Annotated in this window: 29 protein-coding genes; 22 read left to right on the top strand and 7 right to left on the bottom strand. The window is 67.0% G+C overall.

Annotated elements, in window-relative coordinates; all coding sequences use genetic code 11:
* Nucleotides 1-216: 216 nt before the first annotated feature.
* The 4 genes from B9C43_RS23080 (at nucleotide 217) to B9C43_RS23065 (ending at nucleotide 4,722) form a co-directional block, all read left to right on the top strand.
* Entirely contained in the window at nucleotides 217-1,035 is an 819-nt protein-coding gene (locus tag B9C43_RS23080) for an SAM-dependent methyltransferase (protein ID WP_084428879.1), read from the top strand.
* Between the two features lie 28 nt (nucleotides 1,036-1,063).
* A complete protein-coding gene (locus tag B9C43_RS23075) occupies nucleotides 1,064-2,362 on the top strand; it encodes a cytochrome P450 (protein WP_143446509.1) in 1,299 nt (432 codons plus the stop codon).
* Between the two features lie 134 nt (nucleotides 2,363-2,496).
* Nucleotides 2,497-3,789: a choice-of-anchor B family protein gene (locus B9C43_RS23070; protein ID WP_033387076.1), complete on the top strand. Its 1,293-nt coding sequence runs from the start codon at nucleotides 2,497-2,499 to the stop codon at nucleotides 3,787-3,789.
* 87 nt (nucleotides 3,790-3,876) lie between these two features.
* On the top strand, nucleotides 3,877-4,722 hold the full coding sequence (locus B9C43_RS23065; RefSeq protein ID WP_084428875.1) for a hypothetical protein: 846 nt from the start codon (nucleotides 3,877-3,879) through the stop codon (nucleotides 4,720-4,722).
* Here B9C43_RS23065 and B9C43_RS23060 read toward each other — a convergent pair.
* Nucleotides 4,703-5,194 carry a CcdC protein domain-containing protein gene (locus B9C43_RS23060; protein ID WP_235038774.1) on the bottom strand — a complete coding sequence of 164 codons (492 nt, stop codon included), beginning with the start codon at nucleotides 5,192-5,194 and terminating at the stop codon, nucleotides 4,703-4,705. The two genes, B9C43_RS23065 and B9C43_RS23060, sit on opposite strands and share 20 nt — an antisense overlap.
* Before the next feature lie 73 nt (nucleotides 5,195-5,267).
* On the opposite strand from B9C43_RS23060, the gene B9C43_RS23055 reads away from it, so the two are divergent.
* Nucleotides 5,268-5,882, top strand: a complete 615-nt coding sequence (locus B9C43_RS23055) for a TetR/AcrR family transcriptional regulator (protein ID WP_084428871.1) — start codon at nucleotides 5,268-5,270, stop codon at nucleotides 5,880-5,882.
* On the opposite strand, the gene B9C43_RS23050 is transcribed toward B9C43_RS23055, so the two are convergent.
* Nucleotides 5,879-6,379, bottom strand: a complete 501-nt coding sequence (locus B9C43_RS23050) for an amino-acid N-acetyltransferase (protein ID WP_051896466.1) — start codon at nucleotides 6,377-6,379, stop codon at nucleotides 5,879-5,881. The two genes, B9C43_RS23055 and B9C43_RS23050, sit on opposite strands and share 4 nt — an antisense overlap.
* 162 nt (nucleotides 6,380-6,541) lie before the next feature.
* On the opposite strand from B9C43_RS23050, the gene rimO reads away from it, so the two are divergent.
* From rimO to B9C43_RS23015, 7 genes are all read left to right on the top strand, one after another.
* Nucleotides 6,542-7,903, top strand: coding sequence for a 30S ribosomal protein S12 methylthiotransferase RimO (gene rimO / locus B9C43_RS23045; RefSeq protein ID WP_143446541.1), 1,362 nt, complete (start codon nucleotides 6,542-6,544; stop codon nucleotides 7,901-7,903).
* Nucleotides 7,904-7,995: 92 nt separating this feature from the next.
* On the top strand, nucleotides 7,996-8,574 hold the full coding sequence (gene pgsA, locus B9C43_RS23040; RefSeq protein ID WP_084429196.1) for a CDP-diacylglycerol--glycerol-3-phosphate 3-phosphatidyltransferase: 579 nt from the start codon (nucleotides 7,996-7,998) through the stop codon (nucleotides 8,572-8,574).
* Nucleotides 8,571-9,074: a CinA family protein gene (locus B9C43_RS23035; RefSeq protein ID WP_033387059.1), complete on the top strand. Its 504-nt coding sequence runs from the start codon at nucleotides 8,571-8,573 to the stop codon at nucleotides 9,072-9,074. The genes pgsA and B9C43_RS23035 overlap by 4 nt, the downstream gene beginning before the upstream one ends.
* Nucleotides 9,075-9,196: 122 nt before the next feature.
* Nucleotides 9,197-9,712: a helix-turn-helix domain-containing protein gene (locus B9C43_RS23030; protein WP_084428867.1), complete on the top strand. Its 516-nt coding sequence runs from the start codon at nucleotides 9,197-9,199 to the stop codon at nucleotides 9,710-9,712.
* Between the two features lie 310 nt (nucleotides 9,713-10,022).
* Complete coding sequence (locus B9C43_RS23025) at nucleotides 10,023-10,865, top strand: PspA/IM30 family protein (RefSeq protein WP_033387049.1); 843 nt, start codon at nucleotides 10,023-10,025, stop codon at nucleotides 10,863-10,865.
* 21 nt (nucleotides 10,866-10,886) lie between these two features.
* Entirely contained in the window at nucleotides 10,887-11,675 is a 789-nt protein-coding gene (gene pspM, locus B9C43_RS23020; protein ID WP_033387047.1) for a phage shock envelope stress response protein PspM, read from the top strand.
* 170 nt (nucleotides 11,676-11,845) lie between these two features.
* Entirely contained in the window at nucleotides 11,846-13,156 is a 1,311-nt protein-coding gene (locus B9C43_RS23015) for a uracil-xanthine permease family protein (RefSeq protein ID WP_235038773.1), read from the top strand.
* A 45-nt stretch (nucleotides 13,157-13,201) separates the two neighbouring features.
* On the opposite strand, the gene B9C43_RS23010 is transcribed toward B9C43_RS23015, so the two are convergent.
* A complete protein-coding gene (locus tag B9C43_RS23010; protein WP_235038772.1) occupies nucleotides 13,202-14,230 on the bottom strand; it encodes a quinone-dependent dihydroorotate dehydrogenase in 1,029 nt (342 codons plus the stop codon).
* 100 nt (nucleotides 14,231-14,330) lie between these two features.
* Here B9C43_RS23010 and B9C43_RS23005 point away from each other — a divergent pair, with 100 nt between their 5' ends.
* From B9C43_RS23005 to B9C43_RS22995, 3 genes are read left to right on the top strand one after another with little or no spacing between them, the layout of a single operon-like run.
* Nucleotides 14,331-14,963 (top strand): helix-turn-helix transcriptional regulator, encoded by a 633-nt coding sequence (locus B9C43_RS23005; RefSeq protein WP_200825645.1) that lies wholly within the window; start codon nucleotides 14,331-14,333, stop codon nucleotides 14,961-14,963.
* Complete coding sequence (locus B9C43_RS23000; RefSeq protein WP_235038771.1) at nucleotides 14,960-16,066, top strand: alanine racemase; 1,107 nt, start codon at nucleotides 14,960-14,962, stop codon at nucleotides 16,064-16,066. Before B9C43_RS23005 ends, B9C43_RS23000 begins: the two co-directional genes overlap by 4 nt.
* A 2-nt stretch (nucleotides 16,067-16,068) precedes the next feature.
* Nucleotides 16,069-16,974 (top strand): ornithine cyclodeaminase family protein, encoded by a 906-nt coding sequence (locus B9C43_RS22995; protein ID WP_084429190.1) that lies wholly within the window; start codon nucleotides 16,069-16,071, stop codon nucleotides 16,972-16,974.
* Between the two features lie 390 nt (nucleotides 16,975-17,364).
* Here B9C43_RS22995 and B9C43_RS22990 read toward each other — a convergent pair whose 3' ends face one another.
* Complete coding sequence (locus B9C43_RS22990) at nucleotides 17,365-18,189, bottom strand: DNA-formamidopyrimidine glycosylase family protein (RefSeq protein WP_084428862.1); 825 nt, start codon at nucleotides 18,187-18,189, stop codon at nucleotides 17,365-17,367.
* The gene (locus B9C43_RS22985; RefSeq protein ID WP_033387034.1) at nucleotides 18,182-19,030 is read right to left on the bottom strand and encodes a ParA family protein; all 849 of its coding nucleotides are present in this window, start codon (nucleotides 19,028-19,030) and stop codon (nucleotides 18,182-18,184) included. The genes B9C43_RS22990 and B9C43_RS22985 overlap by 8 nt, the downstream gene beginning before the upstream one ends.
* Before the next feature lie 82 nt (nucleotides 19,031-19,112).
* Here B9C43_RS22985 and B9C43_RS22980 point away from each other — a divergent pair, with 82 nt between their 5' ends.
* The gene (locus B9C43_RS22980) at nucleotides 19,113-19,832 is read left to right on the top strand and encodes a class I SAM-dependent methyltransferase (RefSeq protein ID WP_084428861.1); all 720 of its coding nucleotides are present in this window, start codon (nucleotides 19,113-19,115) and stop codon (nucleotides 19,830-19,832) included.
* Here B9C43_RS22980 and B9C43_RS22975 read toward each other — a convergent pair.
* Nucleotides 19,829-20,155 carry a DUF202 domain-containing protein gene (locus B9C43_RS22975; protein WP_160096648.1) on the bottom strand — a complete coding sequence of 109 codons (327 nt, stop codon included), beginning with the start codon at nucleotides 20,153-20,155 and terminating at the stop codon, nucleotides 19,829-19,831. The two genes, B9C43_RS22980 and B9C43_RS22975, sit on opposite strands and share 4 nt — an antisense overlap.
* A 5-nt stretch (nucleotides 20,156-20,160) precedes the next feature.
* The gene (locus B9C43_RS22970; protein ID WP_033387024.1) at nucleotides 20,161-20,514 is read right to left on the bottom strand and encodes a YidH family protein; all 354 of its coding nucleotides are present in this window, start codon (nucleotides 20,512-20,514) and stop codon (nucleotides 20,161-20,163) included.
* Between the two features lie 79 nt (nucleotides 20,515-20,593).
* Between B9C43_RS22970 and B9C43_RS22965 the strand changes: the two genes are divergently transcribed.
* The 6 genes from B9C43_RS22965 to B9C43_RS22955 all read left to right on the top strand — a co-directional run bounded on the left by B9C43_RS22965 (nucleotide 20,594) and on the right by B9C43_RS22955 (nucleotide 24,041).
* Complete coding sequence (locus tag B9C43_RS22965; protein ID WP_084428859.1) at nucleotides 20,594-21,877, top strand: DNA polymerase IV; 1,284 nt, start codon at nucleotides 20,594-20,596, stop codon at nucleotides 21,875-21,877.
* Nucleotides 21,878-21,949: 72 nt separating this feature from the next.
* Entirely contained in the window at nucleotides 21,950-22,090 is a 141-nt protein-coding gene (locus B9C43_RS56815; protein ID WP_160096646.1) for a hypothetical protein, read from the top strand.
* Nucleotides 22,091-22,097: 7 nt separating this feature from the next.
* The gene (locus B9C43_RS59635; RefSeq protein WP_268811581.1) at nucleotides 22,098-22,226 is read left to right on the top strand and encodes a hypothetical protein; all 129 of its coding nucleotides are present in this window, start codon (nucleotides 22,098-22,100) and stop codon (nucleotides 22,224-22,226) included.
* 55 nt (nucleotides 22,227-22,281) lie between these two features.
* The gene (locus B9C43_RS59630; RefSeq protein WP_268811580.1) at nucleotides 22,282-22,404 is read left to right on the top strand and encodes a hypothetical protein; all 123 of its coding nucleotides are present in this window, start codon (nucleotides 22,282-22,284) and stop codon (nucleotides 22,402-22,404) included.
* A 499-nt stretch (nucleotides 22,405-22,903) separates the two neighbouring features.
* Entirely contained in the window at nucleotides 22,904-23,254 is a 351-nt protein-coding gene (locus B9C43_RS56810; protein WP_051896462.1) for a DUF742 domain-containing protein, read from the top strand.
* 388 nt (nucleotides 23,255-23,642) lie between these two features.
* On the top strand, nucleotides 23,643-24,041 hold the full coding sequence (locus B9C43_RS22955) for a DUF3040 domain-containing protein (protein WP_033387022.1): 399 nt from the start codon (nucleotides 23,643-23,645) through the stop codon (nucleotides 24,039-24,041).
* Nucleotides 24,042-24,170: the final 129 nt, after the last annotated feature.

Here is a 24,170-nt window from a genome sequence, read left to right as displayed (position 1 = left end):
GAGATCAATACACCGACAAGTGTTCGTCGCTGTCGCACGGAAGCGTCATCTCCCGAATTGGTGATGAATGCGAGCGTGGATGCTACCTCCGGTACGTCTCGGCGTGTGCGCAAGTCATCCGATCGGGTAGTGTTGCGCATTCTGTCCCGATCGAGCGGTAGCGTTTGTGCCTTTCCGATTCGTTCCCGGTGATAAGCGAAGGAGCGTGAACCGACAGTGACGGATCATGCGACCTGGATACCGGTCGACATCGATGTGGGGCGAGCGAGTCCGGCCAGGGTGTACGACTATCTGCTCGGCGGGAGCTGGAATTTCGATATCGACCGAATGATGGCGCAGGCGGCGATTGATCGGATGCCGTGGGTGCGTGAGCTGGCCAGGCACAATCGGCAGTTCCTCACCCGTGCCGTGCGGTTTTGCGCCGACGCGGGCGTCCGGCAGTTCCTCGATCTCGGTTCGGGCATGCCGACGGCCAAGAGCGTGCACGAGATCGCGCGCGAGACCGACCCCGGTGCGCGGGTCGTCTACGTGGAACAGGAGCCGGTCGCGGTGGCGCACGCCGGTCTCATCCTGTCCGGAGTGGACGGCGTGGAGATGATCGGCGCGGACATGCGGGACGTCGATGTCGTCCTGAACCACCCCACGACCACGGCGTTGCTGGATTTCGACGAGCCGATCGCGGTGCTGATGGCGTCCTCCCTGCACTACGTGCTCGACGCGGCGCAAGCCGTGCAGACGGTCGAGCGCTACATGGAGGCGGTCGTACCAGGCAGCTATTTGGTGCTTTCGCACATCAGTGACAGCGGGGCGGACGGCGCGGACGAGGTGAACCGGCTGGTGGAGCTGTCGAAGACCACCTCAAGTGCGGGCGTGGCGCGCTCACGGGAGTGGATCGAGGAGTTGCTCAACGGGCTGGAGGTGGCGGAACCTGGGGTGGTCTACACGTCGCAGTGGCGGCCGGACACGCGGCTGCAGCTCGTGCGCGCGCTGCCCGCGCACTCATCGTTGCTGGCGGCGGTGGCGCGTAAGCCCTGATCGCTAACTGAAGGCCGGGGTGGGGGCGGTGACGGTCGCAGCCGGTCGCGTGCCTGGGCTGGGGCATGCGCTCGCGCTGGCGCGCGGCCCGATGAAGTTCATCCAGGGACTGCGGTCGCAGGGCGACGTCGTCACGTTCTATCTGGGCACCGTGCCGATCCATCAGATCAATTCACCGGATCTGATTCGCCGGGTACTGGTGACCGACGCGCATCAGTTCGGCCGCGGCCAGATATTTGCGAAGGCTCGGCAATTGTTCGGTGACGGATTGGCGACGGCCGACGAACCAGTGCATATGCGTCAGCGGCGGATCATGCAACCCGCATTTCACCGTGATCGGATAGCCACGTATGTCGACGTCATGCGCTCGGAAATGCGTGAATTTGTCGATTCCTGGCGGCCCGGTCAGATCGTCCGGCTCGACCGTGCGGTTTCCCGCCTGACGCTCGCGGTCACCGCAAAGGCGTTGTTCCGCGCGGACCTTGGAACTGCGGCAGTGACGGAGGTGTGCCGTTCACTCGGACCGATTTTGAACGGCGTGACCAAACGCGCGATGTTGCCGGACGTGTACGAACGAATTCCCACTCCCGGTAATCGCCAGTTCGACGCAGGGCTGCGACGGCTGACCGCGATCGTCGACGAGGTGATCAAGGCGTACCGGGAGTCCGGTGCCGACCACGGCGACCTGCTGTCGATGCTGGTGAGCAGCGAGATGACCGACACCGAGATCCGTACACAGGTGATGAACATCCTGATGGCCGGGACCGACACCACAGCGATCACGCTGTCATGGGCGTTCCATGAACTGGCAGTGAATCCGGACGTACGGCGCAAGGTGTTCGACGAAGTGGACACCGTATTGGCCGGACGGCCGGTCACGGCGGCGGACCTGGCGAAATTGTCCTATGTGGAGAGAGTGGTCGCCGAGACTGTCCGCAGGCATACGCCGGTCTGGCTGCTGATGCGCAAGGCGCTGGCACCGGTCGAACTCGGCGACGTGACCGTCGCGCCGGGTGCGCAGGTCATGATCAGCATGCCCGCGTTGCACCGCGATCCGGCGTTGTTCACTGATCCCTTGCGATTCGACCCTGACCGGTGGCTCGACCCGCGGGCGAGCGAGTGGCCCAAGGCGGGTTCGCTGGTGCCGTTCGGCGCGGGCCGCCACCGGTGCATCGGTGAGGCCTTCGCCTTGGCCGAGCTGGCGACGGCGTTGGTGACCGTCAGCCAGAAGTGGGAGCTGCGTCCTGCCCCTGGGCCCCGCGTACGCGAAGTGGCCAGGGCTTTTCTGCGGCCCAACGCCCTGTTGATGGCCCTGCAGCCTCGGTGAAGGCGAAAATCTGGTGAATTAACAGTTTCGGATACCCGCCGATCGGCTCATCCCGGTTCGCGTGTTGGCGATTTACCGTCAGATCGGCAAACGGCGTCCCTGCCCGTTGTTTGACACTGCGTCGAGGAGTTGTCATGCGGTTTCCGGAACGGCTGACCGGACTGGCCTTGCTGGCCGTCGGTGTCGCCGCGATCATGTCGAGCCCGGCCTCGGCCCACGACCCTAACTCGCCCGAAGGTCGCGCGGCACACGCGAAGTTCGCGGCCGACCTGGAACCGCCGGTCCGCGACTCCGCGGTCTCCGGCGCCGCCGCCGTGCCGTGTGTGAACGGCATGGCCAACCAGTACCCCTGCAAGAACATCGACCTGCTGTCGGTGCTTCCGCTGTCGAGCATCGGCGGTGGTCAGGGCAACAGCATGTGGGGCTGGACGGACTCGTCCACCGGCAAGGAATACGCGATCATGGGCAGGTCCAACGGGGCCTCGTTCGTCGACATCTCCACGCCGACTGCGCCCAAGTACCTCGGAAACCTGCCGTCCCACAACGGAACCAGCAGCTCGTGGCGAGACATCAAGGTCCACAACAACCACGCTTACATCGGCGCTGACGGCATCAGCGGGCACGGCATGCAGGTGTTCGACCTGACCAGGCTGCGCACCGTCACCACACCGCAGACCTTCACGCCGGACGCGCGGTACACAGGTTTCGGTCCGTCGCACACGCTCGCCGTGAACAACGAGACCGGCTTCATCTACGCCGTCGGTTCCAACACGTGCAACGGCGGCGTGCACATGGTCGACGTCCGCAGCCCGAAGAACCCGGTGAACGCGGGCTGTGTGAGCAACGACGGCTACGTCCACGAGAACCAGTGCGTGGTCTACCGCGGTCCGGACGCCACGTACCAAGGCCGTGAGATCTGCTTCAACTACAACGTCGACACGCTGACCATCGTGGACGTGACGACGAAGTCGGCTCCCCGGCAGATCGCGCGCAAGGGCTACACCGGCGTTCGCTACAGCCACCAGGGCTGGCTGACCGGCGATCACCAGCGCCTGTTGCTGGACGACGAACTCGACTCCGACCGGCCGGGAACGAAGACGTTCATCTGGGACGTGCGCGACCTGGACAACCCGATCAACACCGGCGTGTACACCTCGCCGACGATCCAGGCGACTGACCACAACCAGTACATCATCGGTAAGTACAGCTACCAGGCCAACTACCGTGCGGGCCTGCGGATCCTGGACATCTCCGGGATCGCGCAGAACCAGCTGACCGAGGTGGCGTACTTCGACATCTACCCGGCCAACAACAGCAGCGGGTTCAACGGCGCGTGGAACGTGCATCCGTTCTACGCCAGTGGAACCGTGGCGATCAGCGGGATCGAGCAAGGCCTCGTGCTGGTGAAACCCAACCTCGCCGGCTGACATGGCGACGCCGGTCTGGCGGAGGGGGTTACCCTGCCGATTCCCTCCACCAGACCGGCGTTTCCCTGCTTGGAATAGGGGATCTCGTTGCGGCAACTGCACTGGGCTACTCGAACCGGTCTGATCGTCCTGATATTGCTGGTCTTCGGCGCGGTCGGCTACGTGGTGACCCGTCCTTCGCCTGTCGTGCACCACGTCGCGCCGCCGGTCGTGCCGCACAGCGACGGCTTGTCGGACAACCAGGACGGCTTCCGCTTCCAGCCCATCGAGGTTCCCGCGGAACGCGGCTCCTCGGTACCCATCTCGTTCAAGATCATCGGCCCGTCGGGCAAGCCGGAGACGACCTTCCCGGAGAACCAGACCAAACAGCTGCACTTCTTCGTGGTACGCGACGATATGCAGTCATACCAACATGTTCACCCAGAGCTTCGCGGAGATACCTGGCACACAACGGCTTCAGTGCCCGACGGTGGCGCGTATCGGATGTACGCCGAGTTCATCGGCCGCGATCCGTTGCACCCCATAGTCCTTGGCTCCGCCTTCATCATCCCCGGTGACACGACATTCGTGCCGTTGCCTGAACCCGCTGGGTCCACTGAGGTCGACGGCTTTGTTGTGACGCGACCGGATGGCGCGACCAAGCCGTTGGTCGGAAAGCCGTCGACGATCCGGCTTCGCATCACGGACTCCTCTGGCGCGCCCGTGACCGCGCCGGAGGAACACCTCGGCGCCTACGGCCACCTGACCGGGTTCAACGCGATCCTCCACTCGGTCACGCACTTGCATCCCTTGCAACGCCTCGGCACGGCACTACCGGACGGCGAGCTGACGTTCCAGGCCAACTTCGCCGAGCGTGGCGAGCACAGGCTGTTCCTGGAGTTCCGGGTCGGTGGCGTGGTGCGGACGGCGGCGTTCACCGTATTCGTGACCTGAGCCGGTCCAGGAGGTCCGGGGACTCCGGAGCGAACGGCACCTTCATGGCCAACGCTCGGCGGCCGAGCGTGATCGCCTCACCGAGCAGGCTGACGCCGATGGACAGCGTCATCGGCCGAGCCTCCGCCGCGACGCCCGAGGAGGTGGCGAGAAAGCCGATCCCGAAGTTGACCGCGATCGACGTTATCCAGACCACCAAGGTCCATGCCGTGTAGCGCTGCCAGAGATGACCGTCTCGGGCGTACAGCCGTGGGGTGAGTCCTCGCAGCGCGCCGAACCCGAGACCCATCAGGGCGGCGATGACGATCCAGACGATGTCACCGCCGCTCGGCTGCACGTCCTTGACCAGGGTGTACACCCCGATGCCGGTGAGGACCAGCGGCGGGATGAACACGTCGCGGGCGTTGAGTGGCTCGCCCAAGAAGCGTTTCACGATCACGCCGATGACGAGCGCGATCACCACGACAGTCATCCACATGGCACCCCTCCGTTTATGTAGCACGACTGTGCTAAATCAACGTAGCACAGTCGTGCTATAAAAAGGTGTGCCGAAGATCGTCGATCCGGACCGGCGGCGGGAAGCCGTCGTCGAAGCGCTGTTCAGAGTGGTCGAGCGAGACGGCCTGGAACAGGCGTCCCTGCGCAACGTGGCCGCTGAGGCGGGCCTGGCCATCGGCTCGGTGCGGCACTACTTCGACAACCACGCCGAGTTGATGGTCTTCGCGATGAAGGCGATGAGCGAGCGTGTCGGCAACCGGCTGGCGGGTCACTTCGACCGGCTCGTGACCGCGGCGGACCGGCTGGAAGTGGCCTTCGACATGCTCGCGGAGGTACTTCCCCTGGACGATTCCCGGCGGCGGGAAGTAGTCGTGTGGCTGGCGTTCGTCCACGCGGCCCGTACGCGCCCGGAACTGCGGTCCCACGCCGACGGGGTCTACGACGACCTGATCACCCTCGCCACCCGGATATTCGAAGGCGGGCGCAGATCGGGCCGGCTGGCCCCGGACGTCGACATCGCCCTGGAAGCCCGTCGCCTGTGTGCCCTGCTCGACGGGCTGGCGATGGAGGCGGCACTGCACCCCGATCGGATGGACCCGGCGACGACGGTGGCCGTACTACGCCGCCACCTCACCAGCCTCCTTGTCCACAGTGGACCCTAGAGTTCGAGCACCATCCGGCTGTTGCCGAGGGTGTTCGGCTTCACATAGGGAAGGTCGAGGAACTCCGCCACACCCTGGTCGAGCGAGCGCCGCATCTCCTCGTACACCTCGGGGCTGACCGGAGTGCCCTGGATCTCCCGGAACCCGTGCCGCTGGAAGAACTGGACCTCGAACGTCAACGCGAACAACCGCGACACACCGAGTTCCTTGGCCGTCGCGATCAGCCGCTCCAAGATGGCGTGGCCGATGCCGGTGCCCAGGGTCTGCGGCAGCACCGCGATCGTGCGGATCTCCGCGATGTCCTCCCAGAGCACGTGCAACGCACCGCAGCCGACGAGCTTGCCGTCCTGCTCGGCCACCCAGAACTCCTGGATGTCCTCGTACAGCGTGACCAGCTGCTTGGCCAGCAAAACCTTGCCGACATACCGGTCGATGATGGTCTTCATCTCCCGGACATCCGTGGCGCGGGCGCGCCGCACAACCGTCGTGTCGTCCACTCGTCCAACCAAGTTGTCTTCTACCTGCCGACTAATTTATCCCCCTGCCTGTTGAACTGCCCCATGCCAGCGGCGCGAGGGCCCGCAGTGTGGTCGGAGTCATGCCGTGCGGGCAGTTACCCTGATTCGGTGTCTTCTCCCACCGCGAAGCGGCGCGTAGCCATGTTCACCCTCGGATGCGCCCGCAATGAGGTCGACTCCGAGGAGCTAGCCGGGCGCCTGACCGGCAGCGGCTGGGAGCTGTCCGAGGCGGACAACGCCGAGGTGATCGTGGTGAACACCTGTGGCTTCGTCGAACAGGCCAAGAAGGACTCTGTCGACACGCTGCTGGCCGCCGCCGACACCGGCGCGAAGGTCGTCGCGGTCGGGTGCATGGCCGAGCGGTACGGCAAGGAGCTCGCCGAGAGCATGCCGGAGGCGTCCGCGGTCCTGGGCTTCGACGAGTACCCGGAGCTGGCCGCGCGGCTGGACGAGGTGGTGCACGGCAAACAGGTCGAGTCGCATGTTCCCGTTGACCGGCGCACGCTGCTGCCGATCAGCCCGGTGCAGCGGCGCGACACCGACTTGGCCGTGCCCGGTCATGGCTGGGGCCCGCGCGTGATGCGCACCCGGCTGGACGACTCGCCGGTCGCCGCGCTGAAGATCGCGTCCGGGTGCGACCGGCGGTGCACGTTCTGCGCGATTCCTTCGTTCCGTGGCGCTTTCGTGTCACGGATGCCCGAGGAGATCCTCGCCGAGGCCGCGTGGCTGGCCGAGAACGGCGCCCGCGAACTGTTCCTCGTCAGCGAGAACTCCACCTCGTACGGCAAGGACTTCGGCCGTGGCATGGACCACCTGGAGAAGCTGCTTGCGCGGCTGGCCGCGGTGGACGGGATCAAGCGGGTGCGCGTGTCGTACCTGCAGCCGGCCGAGACGCGGCCCGGCCTGGTGACGACGATCGCGACCACACCGGGTGTCGCTGACTACTTCGACCTGTCCTTCCAGCACGGCAGCGGCAAGGTGCTGCGCCGGATGCGCCGGTTCGGCGACTGCGACAGCTTCCTCGGCCTGACCGAGCAGATCCGCGCACTGGCACCCAACGCGGGCATCCGGACCAACGTGATCGTGGGCTTCCCCGGGGAGACCGAAGAGGACCTGCAGGAGCTCGAACGGTTCCTCATCGGCGCGCGGATGGACGCCGTCGGCGTGTTCGGCTACTCCGACGAGGAGGGCACCGAGGCCGCGGGCTTCGATGACAAGCACGACGAGGACACCGTGACCGAGCGGGTCGCGCGGATCTCCGCCCTGGTCGAGCAGCTCACCATGGAACGGGCCGAGGATCGCGTCGGCGACGAGGTGATCGTGATGGTCGAGCAGGCGGATGATGAGGTCATCGGCCGTGCCGCCCATCAGGCGCCAGAGGTTGACGGCGAATGCGTGATCGAGGACGGCGACGGTCTTGCCGTTGGTGATTTCGTGCGGTGCCGTGTGCAGAGTGCTGAGGGTGTGGACCTGATCGTTCGTGCCCTTGAGGTCGTGACGTGAGCACCGCGCCCGCCGACCCGCACGAGACACAGGCGCCCGTGCCTGTGCCGCCGCCCACCCCGGAGGTGGTTTCGGCCGCGGAGGCCAGTCAAATGAGCCAAGTGCCTCTGTTGAATGTCGCCAACATCCTCACGGTCAGCCGGCTGGTCCTGGTGCCGGTCTTCCTGATCGCCCTGTTCACCGAGGGTGGCCAGTCCTTCGGCTGGCGGCTGGCGGCGACCGTCATCTTCGCGGTGGCCTCGCTGACCGATCAGCTCGACGGCTGGCTGGCCCGCAAACACGGCCTGGTCACCGACTTCGGCAAGGTCGCCGACCCGATCGCGGACAAGGCGCTCACCGGCGCGGCCCTGTTCGGCCTGAGCATCCTCGGCGAACTGCCGTGGTGGGTGACGATCGTGATCGCCGCACGGGAGATCGGCGTGACCTTGCTGCGCTTCTGGGTGATCCGCTACGGCGTCATCCCGGCCAGCCCAGGCGGCAAGGCCAAGACACTCACCCAGATCATCGCGATCGGGTTCTTCCTCGCGCCGCTGCCCGCGTTCTTCGACGTGGTCAACTGGATCCTGATGGGCCTGGCCGTCGCGCTGACCGTGGTCACCGGGCTCGACTACGTGTTCCGCGCCTTCCGGCTGCGGGCGAAGGGCATCCGCGCGCGGCGAGCCGCGCCGTGAATCCACTCGCGACAGCTCTCGGCCTGTCCGAGGACAAGCTCGTCGCGTTGATCGCCTCCCTGAAGGACCGCGGGGAGACGGTCGCGACCGCTGAGTCGCTCACCGCGGGCCTCGTCGCGGCCGCGCTCACGACCGTGCCCGGCTCCAGCGCCGTCGTGCGCGGCGGGTTCGTGGTCTACGCGACGGATCTCAAGTGGGGACTCGCCGGAGTCGACCCTGAATTGCTCGCCGCTCGCGGCGCGGTCGACCCCGAGGTCGCCGTCCAACTGGCGACCGGGGCCAGGGATCGCTGCGGGGCGACGTGGGGGATCGGGCTGACCGGCGTGGCCGGACCGGACCCGCAGGACGGCGTCGCGCCGGGCACTGTTCATCTCGGCGTCGCCGGGCCGACAGGCGCGAACGTGGCGACGATCACTGTTGCCGGTGATCGGCACGAAGTCCGTGCGGCCAGCGTGCGTAAGGCGGTTGACCTGCTCGTCGACCGGGCCTCAGGACACTGACGGGGGAACATTCGGCCACGCTGCGTCGTTCGCCCTTGGCGTACGGCGTGTCAAGTCGGTGCGTGAAGTCCTAGTGGCTCGGTAACGTGGTCGGCACGGGCCCGCCGGTGAAGGGAGGCGCGATGAGTGTGCTGTTGCGTGAGGCGATCGGTGACCGTCTCCGTCATGCCCGCACGATCCAGCGCCGCACGCTGCGCGAGGTCTCTCGGACCGCGCGGGTGAGCTTGGGCTACCTCTCCGAGGTGGAGCGTGGGCAGAAGGAAGCGTCCAGCGAGCTGCTGGCCGCGATCTGTGACGCGTTGGAGCTGCCGCTGCCGGAGCTGCTCTACAACGTGGCCAACGACATGAGCGGCATCGACCCGGACAAGCTGCTGGAGTCGGCGCAGATGGAGTCGGCGGCCAAGCGCGAGGAGCCAGCGCCCAGCGCGCCGGCCCAGTCGGGCGGCAACGGCGAAGCCAGCATGTCGGCCGCGGGGCTCGACGGCGGATCGCTCGGCGTGCCGGACGAACTGCTGGGCGCCGGGGACATCGGACTGGACACCGTGGTCGGCGACACCCTGTCCGACCTGCGGATCCAGTCGGCGCTGTCGCATCGTCTCGGCCCGGACATCGCCAGGGCCAGCGTTTTCGCGGCGTAACCAACAACCGCACGAGCCGACCGGGTTGCCCCTATGGCGACCCGGTCGGCTCTTCATTTGCAGGAAACTGCGGCCGGGCGCCCGCAACAGGGTTAAGTTCGATATCGGGGTTCCGGTGCGCACCATGTCTCAAGGGAGGTCAATCGCACGACTCGTCCCGCCGAACCCGCGGTGAATGATCAGGGCCATCCCTGATTTACCCCTGGGCCCGGTGGAACGACAATCGCGCACCTGACACGATGGAACCTGGACAGGTACCCGGGTCGTTGCCTGTAGGCAGCCGTAGTACGCAAGAAGGCAGGCGGAGGAGATGGCCAACCCTTTTGTGAAGTTCTGGAAGTATCTCATGGCGTCGTTCTCGTCCAAGATTGACGAGCACGCCGACCCGAAGGTACAGATCCAGCAGGCCATCGAGGAGGCGCAGCGCCAGCACCAGGCCCTCTCGCAGCAGGCCGCCGCTGTGATCGGAAACCAGCGCCAGCTGGAGATGAAGCTCAACCGCCAGCTCGGCGAGGTGGAGAAGCTGCAGGCCTCGGCACGTCAGGCGCTCGTGCTCGCCGACGAGGCGCGGTCCAAGGGCGACGACGCCAAGGCCACCCAGTTCGAGCAGGCCGCGCAGTCCTTCGCGACCCAGCTGGTCACCGCCGAGCAGGGCATCGAGGACCTCAAGACGCTGCACGACCAGTCGCTGCAGGCCGCGGCACAGGCCAAGGCGGCGGTCGAGCGCAACGCGATGGTGCTGCAGCAGAAGCTCGCCGAGCGCACCAAGCTGCTCAGCCAGCTCGAGCAGGCCAAGATGCAGGAGCAGGTCTCCAAGTCGCTCAACCAGATGAGCGAGCTCGCGGCGCCCGGCAACGTCCCGTCCCTCGAAGAGGTCCGCGACAAGATCGAGAAGCGCTACACCACGGCGCTCGGTTCGGCCGAGCTGGCGCAGAACTCCGTCCAGGGCCGGATGATGGAGGTCCAGGCGTCCACCACGGAGATGGCGGGCCAGTCGCGCCTCGAGCAGATCCGCGCGTCCATGGCCGGTGGTGGCGCCGCCAAGCAGGTGACGAGCGGCCAGCAGACGGCGGCCAACCCCACGGCCAACATCCAGGCCGAGATCCAGCAGCGGGTGGCGCAGGAGCAGCGGGCGAACCAGCAGGGCAACTGAAACTCACAAAGGATGTGACCGGTGGACAGGCCGCGTAGAGGCGATTTCCTGGAACTTCGCCAGCTTGTCGAAAAGCAGCTACGCGGCCAGGTCGCCGACCAGGTCCGCGCTCAGCTCGCCCGCTTCGGAGATCCGGTGGCGAAACACGAGCGCCGCAAGAAACGCGCGGCCGCGGCGATGTGGATCTTCGTCTTTCTTGGGCTGTTGCTCGGCGTGGTCGGCGCGGTGATCGCCACCGGAACGGCGGGCTTCGAGGCAACACTGGCCGGAGCGGTGATCGGTGTCTTCGCCCTCGGGTCGTTGGCCCTCGGCGCCAAGTCGGGTGGCCGTCTCCGCCGGCTGAACCGCGCTCCCGTTCCCACCGCGAAGCCTTCGCTTCCGCCTGCCCGCTCCGCGGCCCGTGAACCGATGGAACGCCTGCAGGACGCCGAACGCGTGCTGGCGGACCTACTCCGCCAGCTCAGCTCCCCGCGAAGCACGGTCCCCGCCGATTCCGTCGAGCAAGCCCGAGCGTCGGGCGCCGAGGCCGCCAGCGCGCTGCGTGAAGTCGCGGCCGAACTTCAGGCCGTCGAGCGCGCCCGCGACATGGCCCCCGCTGCCGACCGCCACGCACTGTCCGAGGGCGTCCTGCGGATGAAGGAGCAGCTCGAGGAAGGCCTCGAAGGCTACGGCGCCCTGATCGCCGCCGCCGGTCGCCTCGTCGCTGCCAACTCGTCCGGCGGCCCGGACAACTACGCCCTCACCGACGCCACTGACCGCCTGCATGGCCTGGCCGTCGCCCTGCGCGAGATCTTCCCGGACCGCCCCTGAAGGCAGAAAACCCGGCCTGTCGCCCGGACAACCAGGGATGATCACGGCCGGTTGTATCAACGGCGTTTGCGTCACTCTTCGTAGTTTTGCTACTCCGCACTGACATCTTGCTGCCAGGCCACTAGGGCAAACGTGTGATAACAGGAGGGTCACGTAGCAAGGTCGGCTACATGACGTGGCAGTATGCCCGCAAGGTTCAGCGGGGAAGGGACGCGACGGTGATGCTGTGGTCCGTACACGGCGACGGACGCCGGGTACGCGACGGTGAGCTGATCGGCGCCCGCGAGCGACTCAGCTGGCCGGTGATGGCGGGGTTCGGCGCGCAACATGTCGCCGCGATGATCAGCGCGACGATCTTCGTCCCGGTCGCTGTCGGCCTGCCGCCGAGCACCACGCTGCTGTTCTCCGGCGTCGGCACGATCGTCTTCCTGGTCGTCACGCGCAATCGGGTGCCGGGCTATCTCGGTTCGTCGTTCGCCTTCATGGCGCCTCTTGTGGCGGCCAAGCAGCACGGTGTCGCGGCGCAGCTGGGTGCGGTTGTCGTCGCGGGCGGCATCCTGATCGTTTTCGGCATCGCGGTGAAGGCCTTGGGCGTACGCCTGCTCGAATCGGTGCTGCCGCCGGTGGTGACTGGTGGGCTCGTGCTCCTCGTCGGGCTGAGCATGGCGCCGTACGCCGCGGACCCGTTCCAGTCCCAGCCCGGCATCGGCGTCATCACCGCCGGCACGGTCCTGTTGTGCCTCGTGCTGTCGCGCGGCATGCTCTCCCGGCTTTCTTTGCTGGTCGGAGCGGGTGTCGGGTGGCTGATCGCGATCGCGTCCGGACGGATCGAGACCGCGAAGATCGACGCGCTGATCAACGCGCCGTGGTTCGGCGTGCCCGAGTTCCACGCTCCCGAGCTGCTGCCGTCGGTGATGGTGCTGTCGGTGCCGGTGGTGCTGGTGCTGGTGGCGGAAATGGTCGCGCACGTCAAAGCCGTCGCCACGATCAGCGGACAGGACCTGGATCCCAGCATCGGCGACGCGTTGATCGCCAACGGTGTCTCCACGGCGCTGGCCGGAGCCGCGGGCGGTACGGGAACCACGGCTTACCCGGCGAACACCGGGCTGATGGTCGCGACCAAGGTGCTGTCGACGGCAGCATGCGCCATGGCCGCGGTCTGCGCTGTCCTGCTGGCGTTCATGCCGAAAGTCGCCGCGTTGATCGACACAATGCCGCCCGGCGTGGTCGGCGGGCTGGGCATCGGCCTGTTCGGGCTGCTCGGCATGCTCGGGATCCGGATCTGGGCGCAGTCCAAGGTCGACCTGACCAACCCGGTCACGATGATGATCGCGGGCGCGGCTGTGATCGCCGGAGTGGGCGATCTGACCGTCTCGATCTGGGGACTCGAGCTGCACGGCGTCGCGTGGGGCTCGGTCGCGATCGTGGTCCTCTATCCCGTGGTACGGCGCCTGCGGGTCCGCCGGGAGAAGTTCACCTGATCAGATGGGCCGTAACTCGAACGGCTCAAATATTTGTACGTACGGTCATCTACGCGACCGGCCGATCCTGCGCACCAGCCCAGGCCCGCCGTAGATGAACCCGGTGTAGAGCTGAACCAGGCTGGCGCCCGCGTCGAACATCCGCGCGGCGTCGTCGGTGTCCATGATCCCGCCGACCCCGATGATCGGCAGACTGCCGCCGGTCTGCTTGTGCACGAACGAGACAACCTCACGCGCCCGCACGGTCAACGGCCGTCCACTGAGTCCACCGGCCTCGCTGGCCAGGTGCTGATCCGCAGGCGCGATGCCCTCGCGGCTGAGCGTGGTATTGGTCGCGATCACGCCGCTGACACCGTGTTCGTCGCACACCTCAAGGACTTCCGCGATCGCCTCATCGGTCAGATCCGGCGCGATCTTCACCAGCAACGGCCTGGGTGCCGACCGTTCCCGCTCGGCCAAAGCCTTGCATTCCAACGTCAATTCGGCCAGCAGCTCACTCAGTGCCGAGCGGTCCTGCAAGCCACGAAGCCCAGGAGTGTTGGGAGAACTGACATTCACCGCGAAGTAGTCGCCGTACGGGTACAGCGCCCGCAACGACTTCCGGTAGTCCTCAACAGCCTGCTCGACCGGCACGACCTTTGACTTGCCGATGCTGATCCCCAACGGCACCTTGGGTTTGCGGCCGGCCAGCAACCGGCTGGCGAGCGCGTCGGCGCCGGAGTTGTTGAAGCCCATCCGGTTGATCACGGCCTCGCTGTCCACTAGCCGGAAAAGCCGCGGCTTCGGGTTGCCCGGCTGCGCGATCGCGGTCACCGTGCCGACTTCGACGAACCCGAACCCCAAGGCGGGCCAGGCATGCAGGGCGGTGCCGTCCTTGTCCATCCCGGCAGCCAGGCCGACCGGGTTGGGGAACCGGACGCCGAACACCGTCACCGGCGCGTCAACGGTCAGCACCTTCCCCAACGGCCCGAGCACCGGCGCGGCCTTCGCGAGGATCGCGGTGGTCCGATGATGCGCGACCTCCGCGTCCCCACCGCCGAACCGGAACAGACCCCGTCGAATCAGCTTGTACACGCCTACATGCTGCCTTGCTGCCCAGACACCTCGCCCATCGCCTCCGGCATGTGATGGACGAAACGTCCAACTCTCGGACACTTGGTCTAGGCTGAGGTACGTGTCGGATGCGATCTTGGCCGCGCTGCGGCCGGTCATCGAGGGCTTGGCGGCGACGTTCGGCCCGTCGTGTGAAGTCGTCCTGCACGACTACCGGCAAGGTGATCGGTCGGTCGTGGCAGTGGCCGGGCAGGTGACCGGGCGACAGGTCGGCGGTGCCCTGAGCGAGATCGGGCTCGCTGTTCTGGCCAAAGGTGACCACGCGGAGAACGACTTGAACTACGTCACACGTACTCCGGCTGGTCGCGTCGTCAAGTCGTCGACCATGCCGCTGCGGGACGAAAACGGCCATGTTTTCGGCGCGCTCTGCGTCAACATCGACGTGACCGCACTGCGTCAGGCCGGCGACATCCTGTCCGCATTGGCCGGAGGCGTGCCCGCCGACGTCGGGTCCACGACGTTCACCGACGACTTCGCCGACGTGGTCGATGCGTTGGTACGCAAGGAAGAACTGGCGAGAGGCAAGCTGGCGAGCGGACTGAGCAGGACCGAGCGGCTCGAGCTGATCAAGGCGCTCGACGAACGCGGGGTGTTCGCGGTGCGCAACGCCGTCCCCCGGGTCGCCGAACGGCTGGGGATGTCGCGATCGGGCCTGTACGCGGATCTCGCGGAATGCCGCAAGGAGGAAGCGTGACCACGCTCGGTTCGCCCATGACGCCATTTCTGGCTCTGGACAAGGGAAAGCTCGAAGCGAACATCGCGCGGTTGCGCGGTCGGCTGAAAACCCCGCTTCGCCCGCACCTCAAGACCGCCAAAAGCGTCGAGGTGGCTCGAATGCTGTTCGACGGCCAGGCCGGTCCGATCACCGTATCGACCCTCGCCGAGGCCGAAGCCTTCGCCGCCGCGGGTTTCACCGACATCCTCTACGCGGTAGGCATAGCGCCGGACAAGCTCGACCGGGTGGTCACCCTGCGCGAACGCGGGGTGGATCTCGTTGTGCTGCTGGACAGCGTGGCACCGGCCGCTGCCGTTGGCCGGGCCCGGATACCGGCGTTGATCGAGGTCGACTGCGACGGTCACCGGGGTGGCATCGCGCCGGGTGACCCCGTCGCTGCCGAGATCGCGCGGACGCTGCACAACGGTGGCGGCGAGGTACGCGGAGTGCTCACCCACGCAGGCGAGTCGTACTTCGCCGACAGTCCCGCCGCACTGGTCGCGGCGGCGGACAACGAGCGCCGCTGTGCCGTCCAGGTCGCGGATTTCCTGCGTGCGGAAGGATTTCAGGCGCCGGTGGTAAGCGTCGGATCCACACCGACCGCGCACTTCGCGCAGGACTTGACCGGCGTGACCGAGGTGCGCGCGGGAAATTTCGTGTTCTTCGACCTGGTGATGGCGGGCATCGGCGTATGCGATGTCCAGGATCTCGCCATGACGGTGGTCACGACCGTGATCGGTCATCGTCCGGACAAGGGCTGGATCCTGACCGATGGCGGCTGGATGGCGACCTCTCGCGACCGCGGCACCGCCCGCCAGCGAGTGGATCAGGGCTACGGCCTGGTCGCCGACCTCGACGGCGTCCTGCTCGACGATTTGCTGATGACCGACGCCAGCCAGGAACACGGAATCCTGTCCATCCGGCCAGGAAGTGCCGCCGAACTCCCGGACATTCCGGTCGGCACGCGCCTGCGGATCCTGCCCAACCACGCATGCGCTACGGCCGCGCAACATGACCAATACCAAGTGACCGACAGTTCTAGCGCGATCCAGGCCGTGTGGCCGCGCGTCAGGGGATGGTGAAGATGCGTTTTCTCTCCGAGACGGAGTCCGCCGCGCTGATCACTGAGGAGATGGCGTTCGCAGCGGCCCGTGACGCGCTGATCGCCGCGACCGACGCGCAGACCTTCCCGGTCGTCCTCGGTCACGGATCAGAGCCCGGCAACCGCTTCACAGTCAAATCAGCGGCCTCGGATCGCCTCGCCGGCGTGAAGGTCGGCAGCTTCTGGCCCGGCAACGAGGCCAAAGGCATGCCACGGCACAACTCGATCATTCTGCTCTTCGACCAGGAAACCGGGCGAATCGCCGCGACCATCGAAGCGGGGACGGTCAACGCCTTCCGCACCGCCGCGGCCGACGCGGTGGCCGCGGACGTCCTCGCGCGGCGGGATGCCACAACGCTCGCCATCTTCGGAACCGGGAACCAGGCGCTCTACGAATGTGTGGCGGTGAGCAAGGTTCGTGCCCTGGAGACGGTTCATGTCGTTGCCCGGTCGGCTGATCGAGGCGAGCGATTCGTGGAACTACTGTCACAAAAGGGACTTAAGGGCCAGTTGAGCACGGCACACGATGCGTGTCGTCAAGCCGACATCATCGTCACTGCTACGACTGCTCGCGCTCCGCTGTTCGAGTCCGACTGGGTGCGGCCGGGAACGCACGTGGCGAGCATGGGATCGGACGCCCGCGGCAAGCAGGAACTTCCGCCCGAACTACTGGCGAATGCCCGGCTGTTCTGCGACCTGCCTTCGCAGTCGGCCGAAATCGGCGAGATGCAGCACGTCGCGGACCGCACACGGCTGACCGCGCTGGGCGACGTGCTGACTGGAAAAGCCGAAGGACGCCTTGCGGACGACGACATCACGGTCTTCGACAGCTCCGGCATCGCCCTGCAGGACCTCTACGTGGCCGAAGCGTTGCTCAATGCGCGATAAGAATGCCCTGGCGCGGCTCGAACGGCGTCCCTACGACGCGATAATGAGCGCCGAGGCGTCGGGGGTCTGGGGGTCGTCCCCCAGAAGATACGGCGAGCGACCCGGCGAGGTTGCGAAGCAACCGAGCATGGTTCGCCAGAGTGAGAAACCCCCGGGGTGACTCCTTGTGCTGGTGCACAAGGTCCGGGATTGGACTTCTCCCGGAAACCCCGAGGGCCGGTGGCTGTTGTGGATTCGCCGACCACACGCCCGCGTCAACGGCGCTGGAAGACCAGCGTCTGCCGTGTTCGCCGGCCGGCTGGAGCCTGTGGTGGTCCTTAGCGGACAGCCACCTCACGTGTCCTGTTGGTATACAACTTTGGACCACCTCCTCTCTCGTGTACATCCAACTTATGTCGAGTGGCCGGTGGGCGGCAACGAATTTTGTGGCGGCGGCTGGCAGGCCGGGCAGTACCACGTCCTGCGCACCTCCAGCCCGCTGCCTTGGTCGGCGACCTTGATCCGGCCGCCGCACTTCAGGCAGCCGCGCCGGGTCTGCTCGTAGACCCACAGCTCCCGTCCCCGCACAGCGGACCCTGTGGTGTTGCGCCGAGGGCTCAAAGCGTTGCGCGTCAACACATCTCGGCTGATCGACACCGCGCGTGAGACGTCCACTCCGGATACCGGTGCCCACGGTGACACGCCGAGCAGGAAGCAAACCTCTGCCTTGTAGACGTTTCCGATGCCCGCCATCACCCGCTGGTCCAACAGGGCGATGCCGATCTCGCGGGCCGGGTCGGCGGCCAGTGCTTGTTCGGCGCGCCGGGTGTGCTCGTCTGTCCACGATGGATCGAGCAGGTCCGGTCCGAGGTGCCCGACGACCACGTTTTCCTTGTCAGTGGCCAACAATTGCATCTGGTGCAGGCGGACACCGATCGCCTCAGCCGTCGAGTTGGTGAGCACAGCCCGCACTTGGTGCGCGGGCGAACGCCAGCGCGCGCCTGGACGGCCGAAGTGCCATCCACCGTCCATGAGCAAGTGGTTGTGGAAGCTCACGCCGTTGTCGAACCGGATGAAGATGTGCTTGCCGACGGTGCGCACGCCGACCACCGTCCGCCCCGCGAGGTCATGCGTCGACAGACGAGGGTGACGTAGCTCACCGCGAACCAGCACCTGCCCGGCCAGTGCTTGTCTCAGCTTGTGGCCGGCTTGGAAGACCGTGTCGCCTTCAGGCATCAGCCGCTTCGTCGCCGTCGCTCTCGGGCCACGCGAACTCGTGGTGCCGTCCGCGTCGTCCTGACCGCAGCACGCGCGCCAGCACGAGGTTGAACGCCAACGCGACCTCACGGGCGCCTGGCGTCCCCCATTGGTGAATGGGCATGCATGCGCCCTGTGCCTGTTGCACGGCGAGACGGTCGGGCAGGGCTACGGGCAGTACGAGCGAGCCGAAGTGCTCACGCAACTCCTGGATGCGGAACTGGTGCTCATACGAGCGTGGCCGCACGCGGTTGACCACGACACCCAAGGTCGTCAGATCGGGGTTGTACTGCTCACGCGTCTCTGCGATGGCGTCGAACGCACGCTGCGCGCCGGACACGGCGTACAGCGTCGGCTCCGTGACCAACAGCGCGCCGCCCGCGGCGACGAGCGCGGAGCGAGTCAGCCGTCCGAGTGACGGCGGGCAGTCGAGGAGCACCAGCTCGTACGGCAGCTCACCGTCTTCGATGTACTTGTTGACCTCTTGCAGCGCGCGACCGAGGTTGCCGAGACGGCGTGCTCCGGGGTTCGGATGGTTGAGCTCCTCAACGTCCTCGGAGCCCACCAGCACATCCACCCCCTCACCCCACGCACTGGCCGCGATCGCCGACTTGACCACCGGCAACCGGGGGCTCTCCAGCACGTTGGCCAGAGTCGTCCCGGTCTCCTCGGGGTCCAGCGTCGCGGTGGCGTTGCACTGCGGGTCCAGGTCGACAACCAGGGTCCGTGCGCCACGCCGCAAGGCGGCCGACGCCAGGCCGAGCACTACCGTCGTTTTGCCGACTCCGCCCTTGAGGCTCAGTACTGCGACCGTCTGCACTCGCAGAAGCCTACGGTCTACTGACCGTCTCCGTCTCGGGTCCCGTCCACCAAGGCCATGACCACCGTTTAGGGTTTCGAACATGCGACCAGATGCCGTGCGCCGCGTGCTCTACGCCGAGCTGGCTGCAGCGCGTGACCGCCGCGCGGGCGAGCCGCCGCGGGTGCTGGATGTGGGTGGCGGCAGTGGCGTGTGGGCCGTTCCGCTCGCCGCGGCCGGCTGTGCCGTGACCGTGGTCGACCCGAGCCCGAACGCGCTGGCCACGCTGCACCGGCGAGCGCAGGAGGCCGGCGTGGTGGACTCGATCACCGCGCTGCAGGGCGACAGTGACGCCCTGGCCCAGCTCATCCCGGCCGGGTCGGTCGACCTGGTGCTCGGGCACGGCGTGCTCGAGGTGGTGGACGACCCCAAGACCACGATCGCCGCGATGGCCGAAGCCACCGCCCCCGGCGGGCTGGTGTCGGTGCTCGTCGCGAACCGCTACGCCGCGATCCTGCACCGGGCGATCAGCGGGCGGATCGTCGAAGCCCGCAGGCTGCTGGACGACCCGGCCGGGCAGCTGGTCGAGGAGACCCTGTCCCGCCGGTACGACATCACCGGACTGAACCAGCTGCTCGTCGACGGCGGCCTCAAGGTCGAGCTGGTCCAGGGCCACGGCGTGTTCTCCGACCTGGTGCCCGGCTCGGTGCTGGACAGCAATCCCGGCGCCGCCGAGGCGCTCGCCCAGCTGGAACTCGCCGCTTCGACCACATCACCGCTGCTGGACGTCGCCGCGCGGTTGCACGCCCTCGGCCGTCGTTAGCGCTCCAGTACGACGTAGACAAATCCAAGGACGCCGGTCAGCGTGGTCACGATCGCCATCGTGACCGGCAGCAACGCGTCCGGCAAACGCCTGCCTTCGGCCAGTCTGGCGCTGCTGGCACGGAAGCGGCGCCACGCCAGCCAGAGCGCTAGCAACGCCAGCGGGACGACGATCGCACCGAGGCCGAGCGCCAGCGCGAGGCTCTCATGTGCGGCGAAGCGGAACGCGATCAAGGCGACCACGATCAGCGACAGGCACGTCCGCATCCACGCCAGGGCGGTGCGTTCGACCTGCAGGCCGGGATCCCACGGCTGGCGTCTCATCGGCCTCATCGGCGGAGCACCAAGATCGCGGCCAGGACTCCGGTGACGGCGAGGCCGACGCCAAGGATCGCGGCCATCCACGGCGAGGGGAGTGGCTCGCTGAGGCGCAGCGCCCGCTCACACGCCATCCAGTGCTGGAACGCGCTGAGACTGCACGTGATCCCGGTCGCCAGCAGCGCACAGGACACGGCCAGGTCCAGCGCGTTGCCCGTCGGGCCGAGCGCGGCGAAGCCGATCCCGGCGGCCATCAGCGCGATCGACGTCCGCAGCCACGCCAGGAAGGTGCGCTCGTTGGCCAGTGAGAACCTGGGATCCGGCTCTTCGCCGACCTCGTACACGCTGCGTGGCCACCTGGACATACCGCAGACGGTAACCAGCGATCACGAAACTGTCGGTGGGTGGGTCTAGCGTGTCGCCGAGGACAAAAGGAGGTGATCCATGGGGAGAAGTGGTGACTTACCGCGCGGGCTGGTTGACCGGTTCGTGGCGCGCGACGGCGTCTGGCCGGACGACACGGGCTGCTCGATCCTGCACGTCGACATGGACGCCTTCTACGCGTCGGTCGAGATCCGGGAGCGGCCGGAGCTGAAGGACAAACCGGTGGTCGTCGGCGGGATCGGCAACCGGGGCGTCGTGTCGTCGGCCAACTACATCGCGCGCAAGTACGGCGTGCGCTCGGCGATGCCCACCAGCCGGGCGCGGCGGCTGTGCCCGCACGCGGTGTACGTGTCGCCGACGTTCGGGCTGTACCAGGAGGTGTCCAGGGGTGTGCTGGGCATCTTCCGGGACATCACGCCCTTGGTCGAACCGCTGAGCCTGGACGAGGCGTTCCTGGACGTCTCCGGCGCGCTGCGGCGGATGGGGATGACCTCCGGCCAGATCGGACAGCTGATCAGGGAACGCGTCGAGGCCGAGCACGGAATTACGTGCTCGGTCGGGGTGGCGCCGACCAAGTTCGTGGCGAAACTGGCGTCCGGGCTGTGCAAACCGGACGGCATGCTCGTCGTGCCCAAGGCGTCGGTGCTGGAGTTCCTGCACCCGCTGCCGGTGTCGGCGTTGTGGGGTGTCGGCAAGAAGACCGCCGAACGCCTGGCGGACGTCGGGCTCGAGCGGGTCGCGGACGTAGCCGCGGCGCCACTGCCAAGGCTGCGCCGGATCATCGGCAACGCGCTCGCCGAACACCTGCACCCACTCGCGCACGGCTATGACGACCGATCAGTGGAGCCGGAGTCGGTCGACAAGTCGGTAGGGGCGGAGGAGACGTTCGAGGTCGACCACTGGGACCGCGAATTGCTCAAGCGTGAGCTGCTGCGGCTGTCGGACAAGACGGCCGCCGCCTTGCGCCGACGAGAACTGCGCGGCCGAACAGTGTCGATCAAGGTGCGGTTCGCCGACTTCACCACGATCAGCCGCTCGCGGACCCTGCTCGTACCGACCGACGTGACCCAGGAGATCTTCAAGGTCGCCTGCCAGCTACTGGTCGAACAGACGCCGCCGGGAGCGGTGCGGCTGATCGGCGTGCGGATGGAACAACTGACCACCGAAGGCGGCGAACAACTGCTGCTCGACGCCCCGGAAAGCGGCTGGCGCGAGGCCGACCAAGCCGCCGACCGAGCACGAGCGAAGTTCGGCACCGCCGCGATCCGCCCCGCATCACTACTCGGCGAAAGCCCAGACCGGTCCGGGGCGACTGAACCACGCCCCGACCGCAGCCCGACTTGAGCCGAGGGCTGTGGCCGCTGAGCCACGCCGGATCGCAGCCGACTTGAGCGGCGGCTTCCGTGGCGCTCCTCGATGTCCTTCGAAGGGGATGAGGCCGCTGACCTCCACGCGACAGCCCTCGCAAGGGGCGGCCTGATCGAGCCTGGCGTGGTGGAGTTCCTGGCTGACCGGGGCCCGCGTGACCAAGCCGGGCTTGATCGTGCCTTCGCGTGACTGCGCCATGCCTGCTCGAAGACTCGCATGGCCCACGCCGGGCCTGATCGAGGCTGGCGTGGCCAAGCCGCGCGTGGCCCAGTCCCGCGTGATCGGCTTCCACCTGACCGAGCCTCACCTGACCGAGCCAGTCTGATCGAGTCCCGCGTGACCGACCTCGCGTGACCGGACCCCGCGCAATCGAGTCCCGCGTGGCCGAGTCCCGCCTGACCGAGCTGCGTGACCAGGCCTGTGTGGTGCAGTACTTGGCCATCCTGAGGCGAGCTTCTGCCGCACCGCTGCTGACCTGCTGCGTCACCGAATCGGGCGCGTAACCGGTTCCGGTCGATCACGGGTTGATCTGACCGGGACTTTCGTCGGATACATACCCGTGCAGTGCATGTTGGTACACCATCATATTTATCACCCGGATGGCCGAGCATCGGATTTCAGTAACTGGGATAAAACGACCGCGAAACAGCGCTGTTACCTCCAACGTGCCCATTTTGGCTAACGTTTTGGCCTCCTCTTCAGATGGACCATTGGGAATCCGGCATGGGGGACGTGACACACGTGGCTGGATCTGATCGGCGAAAGACCGAGGTCGGGCGCACTGGGGCGCGCTTTGGCCACGTGCCGGCCGTTGGCGGGCACACTGAGGAGGAGTGGGGTGAGCCCGCCGTGCCCACGGCGAAGTCAGGGACAGGCCGGACTGGTGCTCGTTTCGGACGGCCCGAATTGCCGCCACCACCACCGCTTCCACCGCCGCCATCTGCGGGTATCCCGCAGCAGCAAGGCGGTTGGCCGCCCGAGCCGGAGCCCGAGTGGACCGAGGTGGACCGGACCCGCTCGATCGTCCGGCCCTACGCGTGGACCGGCGGGCGTACCGAGACCGCGTACGACATGCCGATCGAGGCGTTGATCTCCACAAATCGCGCGACCCTCGCCCGAAATGGGTCAACAATGACCCATGACCATCGTTCGGTCGCAGATCTTTGCTTGTCGGCGCGTTCGGTGGCGGAAGTCGCCGCGTTGTTGTCGTTACCGCTTGGAGTCGCCCGTGTCGTTTTGGGTGATATGGCGTCGGCCGGCATGGTGGTGGTTCACCGGCCCAAGTCGGCGGATGACGGTCACCCGGATCTGGCGATGATGGAAAGGGTCCTGATAGGACTCCGAAATCTCTGAGCCGAACAATTCCGGCCAAGTGCGCCCGGGCCCGACACGCCCAACCGCGTGCCGCGGGTCACTTGAGGAAATTGACAGGTTCACCCGACAGACGGTGACGGGACACTCACTGGACACGGACGGTCACCGTACGTCATCGATGCAGGACACGACGGCTTTGGCGTTCCCAAACGCCGTGCTGACTCCGCCGATCGCGTGTCCGTGTCCGGCGGGCATCCTCGTCTGAGTCGCGATGTGTTGGCAAGACCCTGCGGGAGAGTGCAGGATCGGGTAGTCGAGCAGGCGCGGGGCTCGTATCCTTGAGGTGACGCCCCAGGGATGGGGCGCCCGCCGGGTACGGCGGCCGCAATCGCCCGGCGCCCGTGAGAGCTGTGCCGGAGGAGGAAAGATGCCACTCTCCGAGCACGAGCAGCGACTGCTCGACCAGATCGAGCGCGCGCTCTATGCCGAAGACCCCAAGTTCGCTTCCACTGTGCGCGGTGCGCGCCTGAGGCGTCCGTCGCGTCGGCGGCGGGTCCAGGGTGCAGCGTTGTTCGTGGTTGGCGTCGCCCTGCTGGTGCTGGGTGTCGTCGTGCAAGAGTTCTGGTTTTGGGGATTCCCAGCCGTCAGCCTGCTCGGCTTCCTAGTCATGTTCTTCGGCGCGCTGATCACGCTGACCGCCATCCGGCGGGGCAACGATGGCGCAGCTGCTCAGGCCGAGGGCGACAGCAAGAGTCGCCCCGCAGGCCGGAGCTCGTTCTCACAACGAATGGAGGAGCGCTTCCGCAAGCGCTTCGAGCAAGACTGATCCCACGGCGTCCCGAGGGCCACCGCGCGGCACACACGTGCCACGGGTGGCCCTCACGCATGCCCTGAGCAAAGCCCGCCACAGACGGGCGCGCCGACGCACAAGGCTCCTAAGCCCGGCCTCCTCAGG

Origin of the sequence: Kibdelosporangium aridum (assembly GCF_900176515.1) — a bacterium.
Lineage (GTDB): Bacteria > Actinomycetota > Actinomycetes > Mycobacteriales > Pseudonocardiaceae > Kibdelosporangium > Kibdelosporangium aridum.
This window is presented reverse-complemented; position numbering and strand designations above follow the sequence as displayed.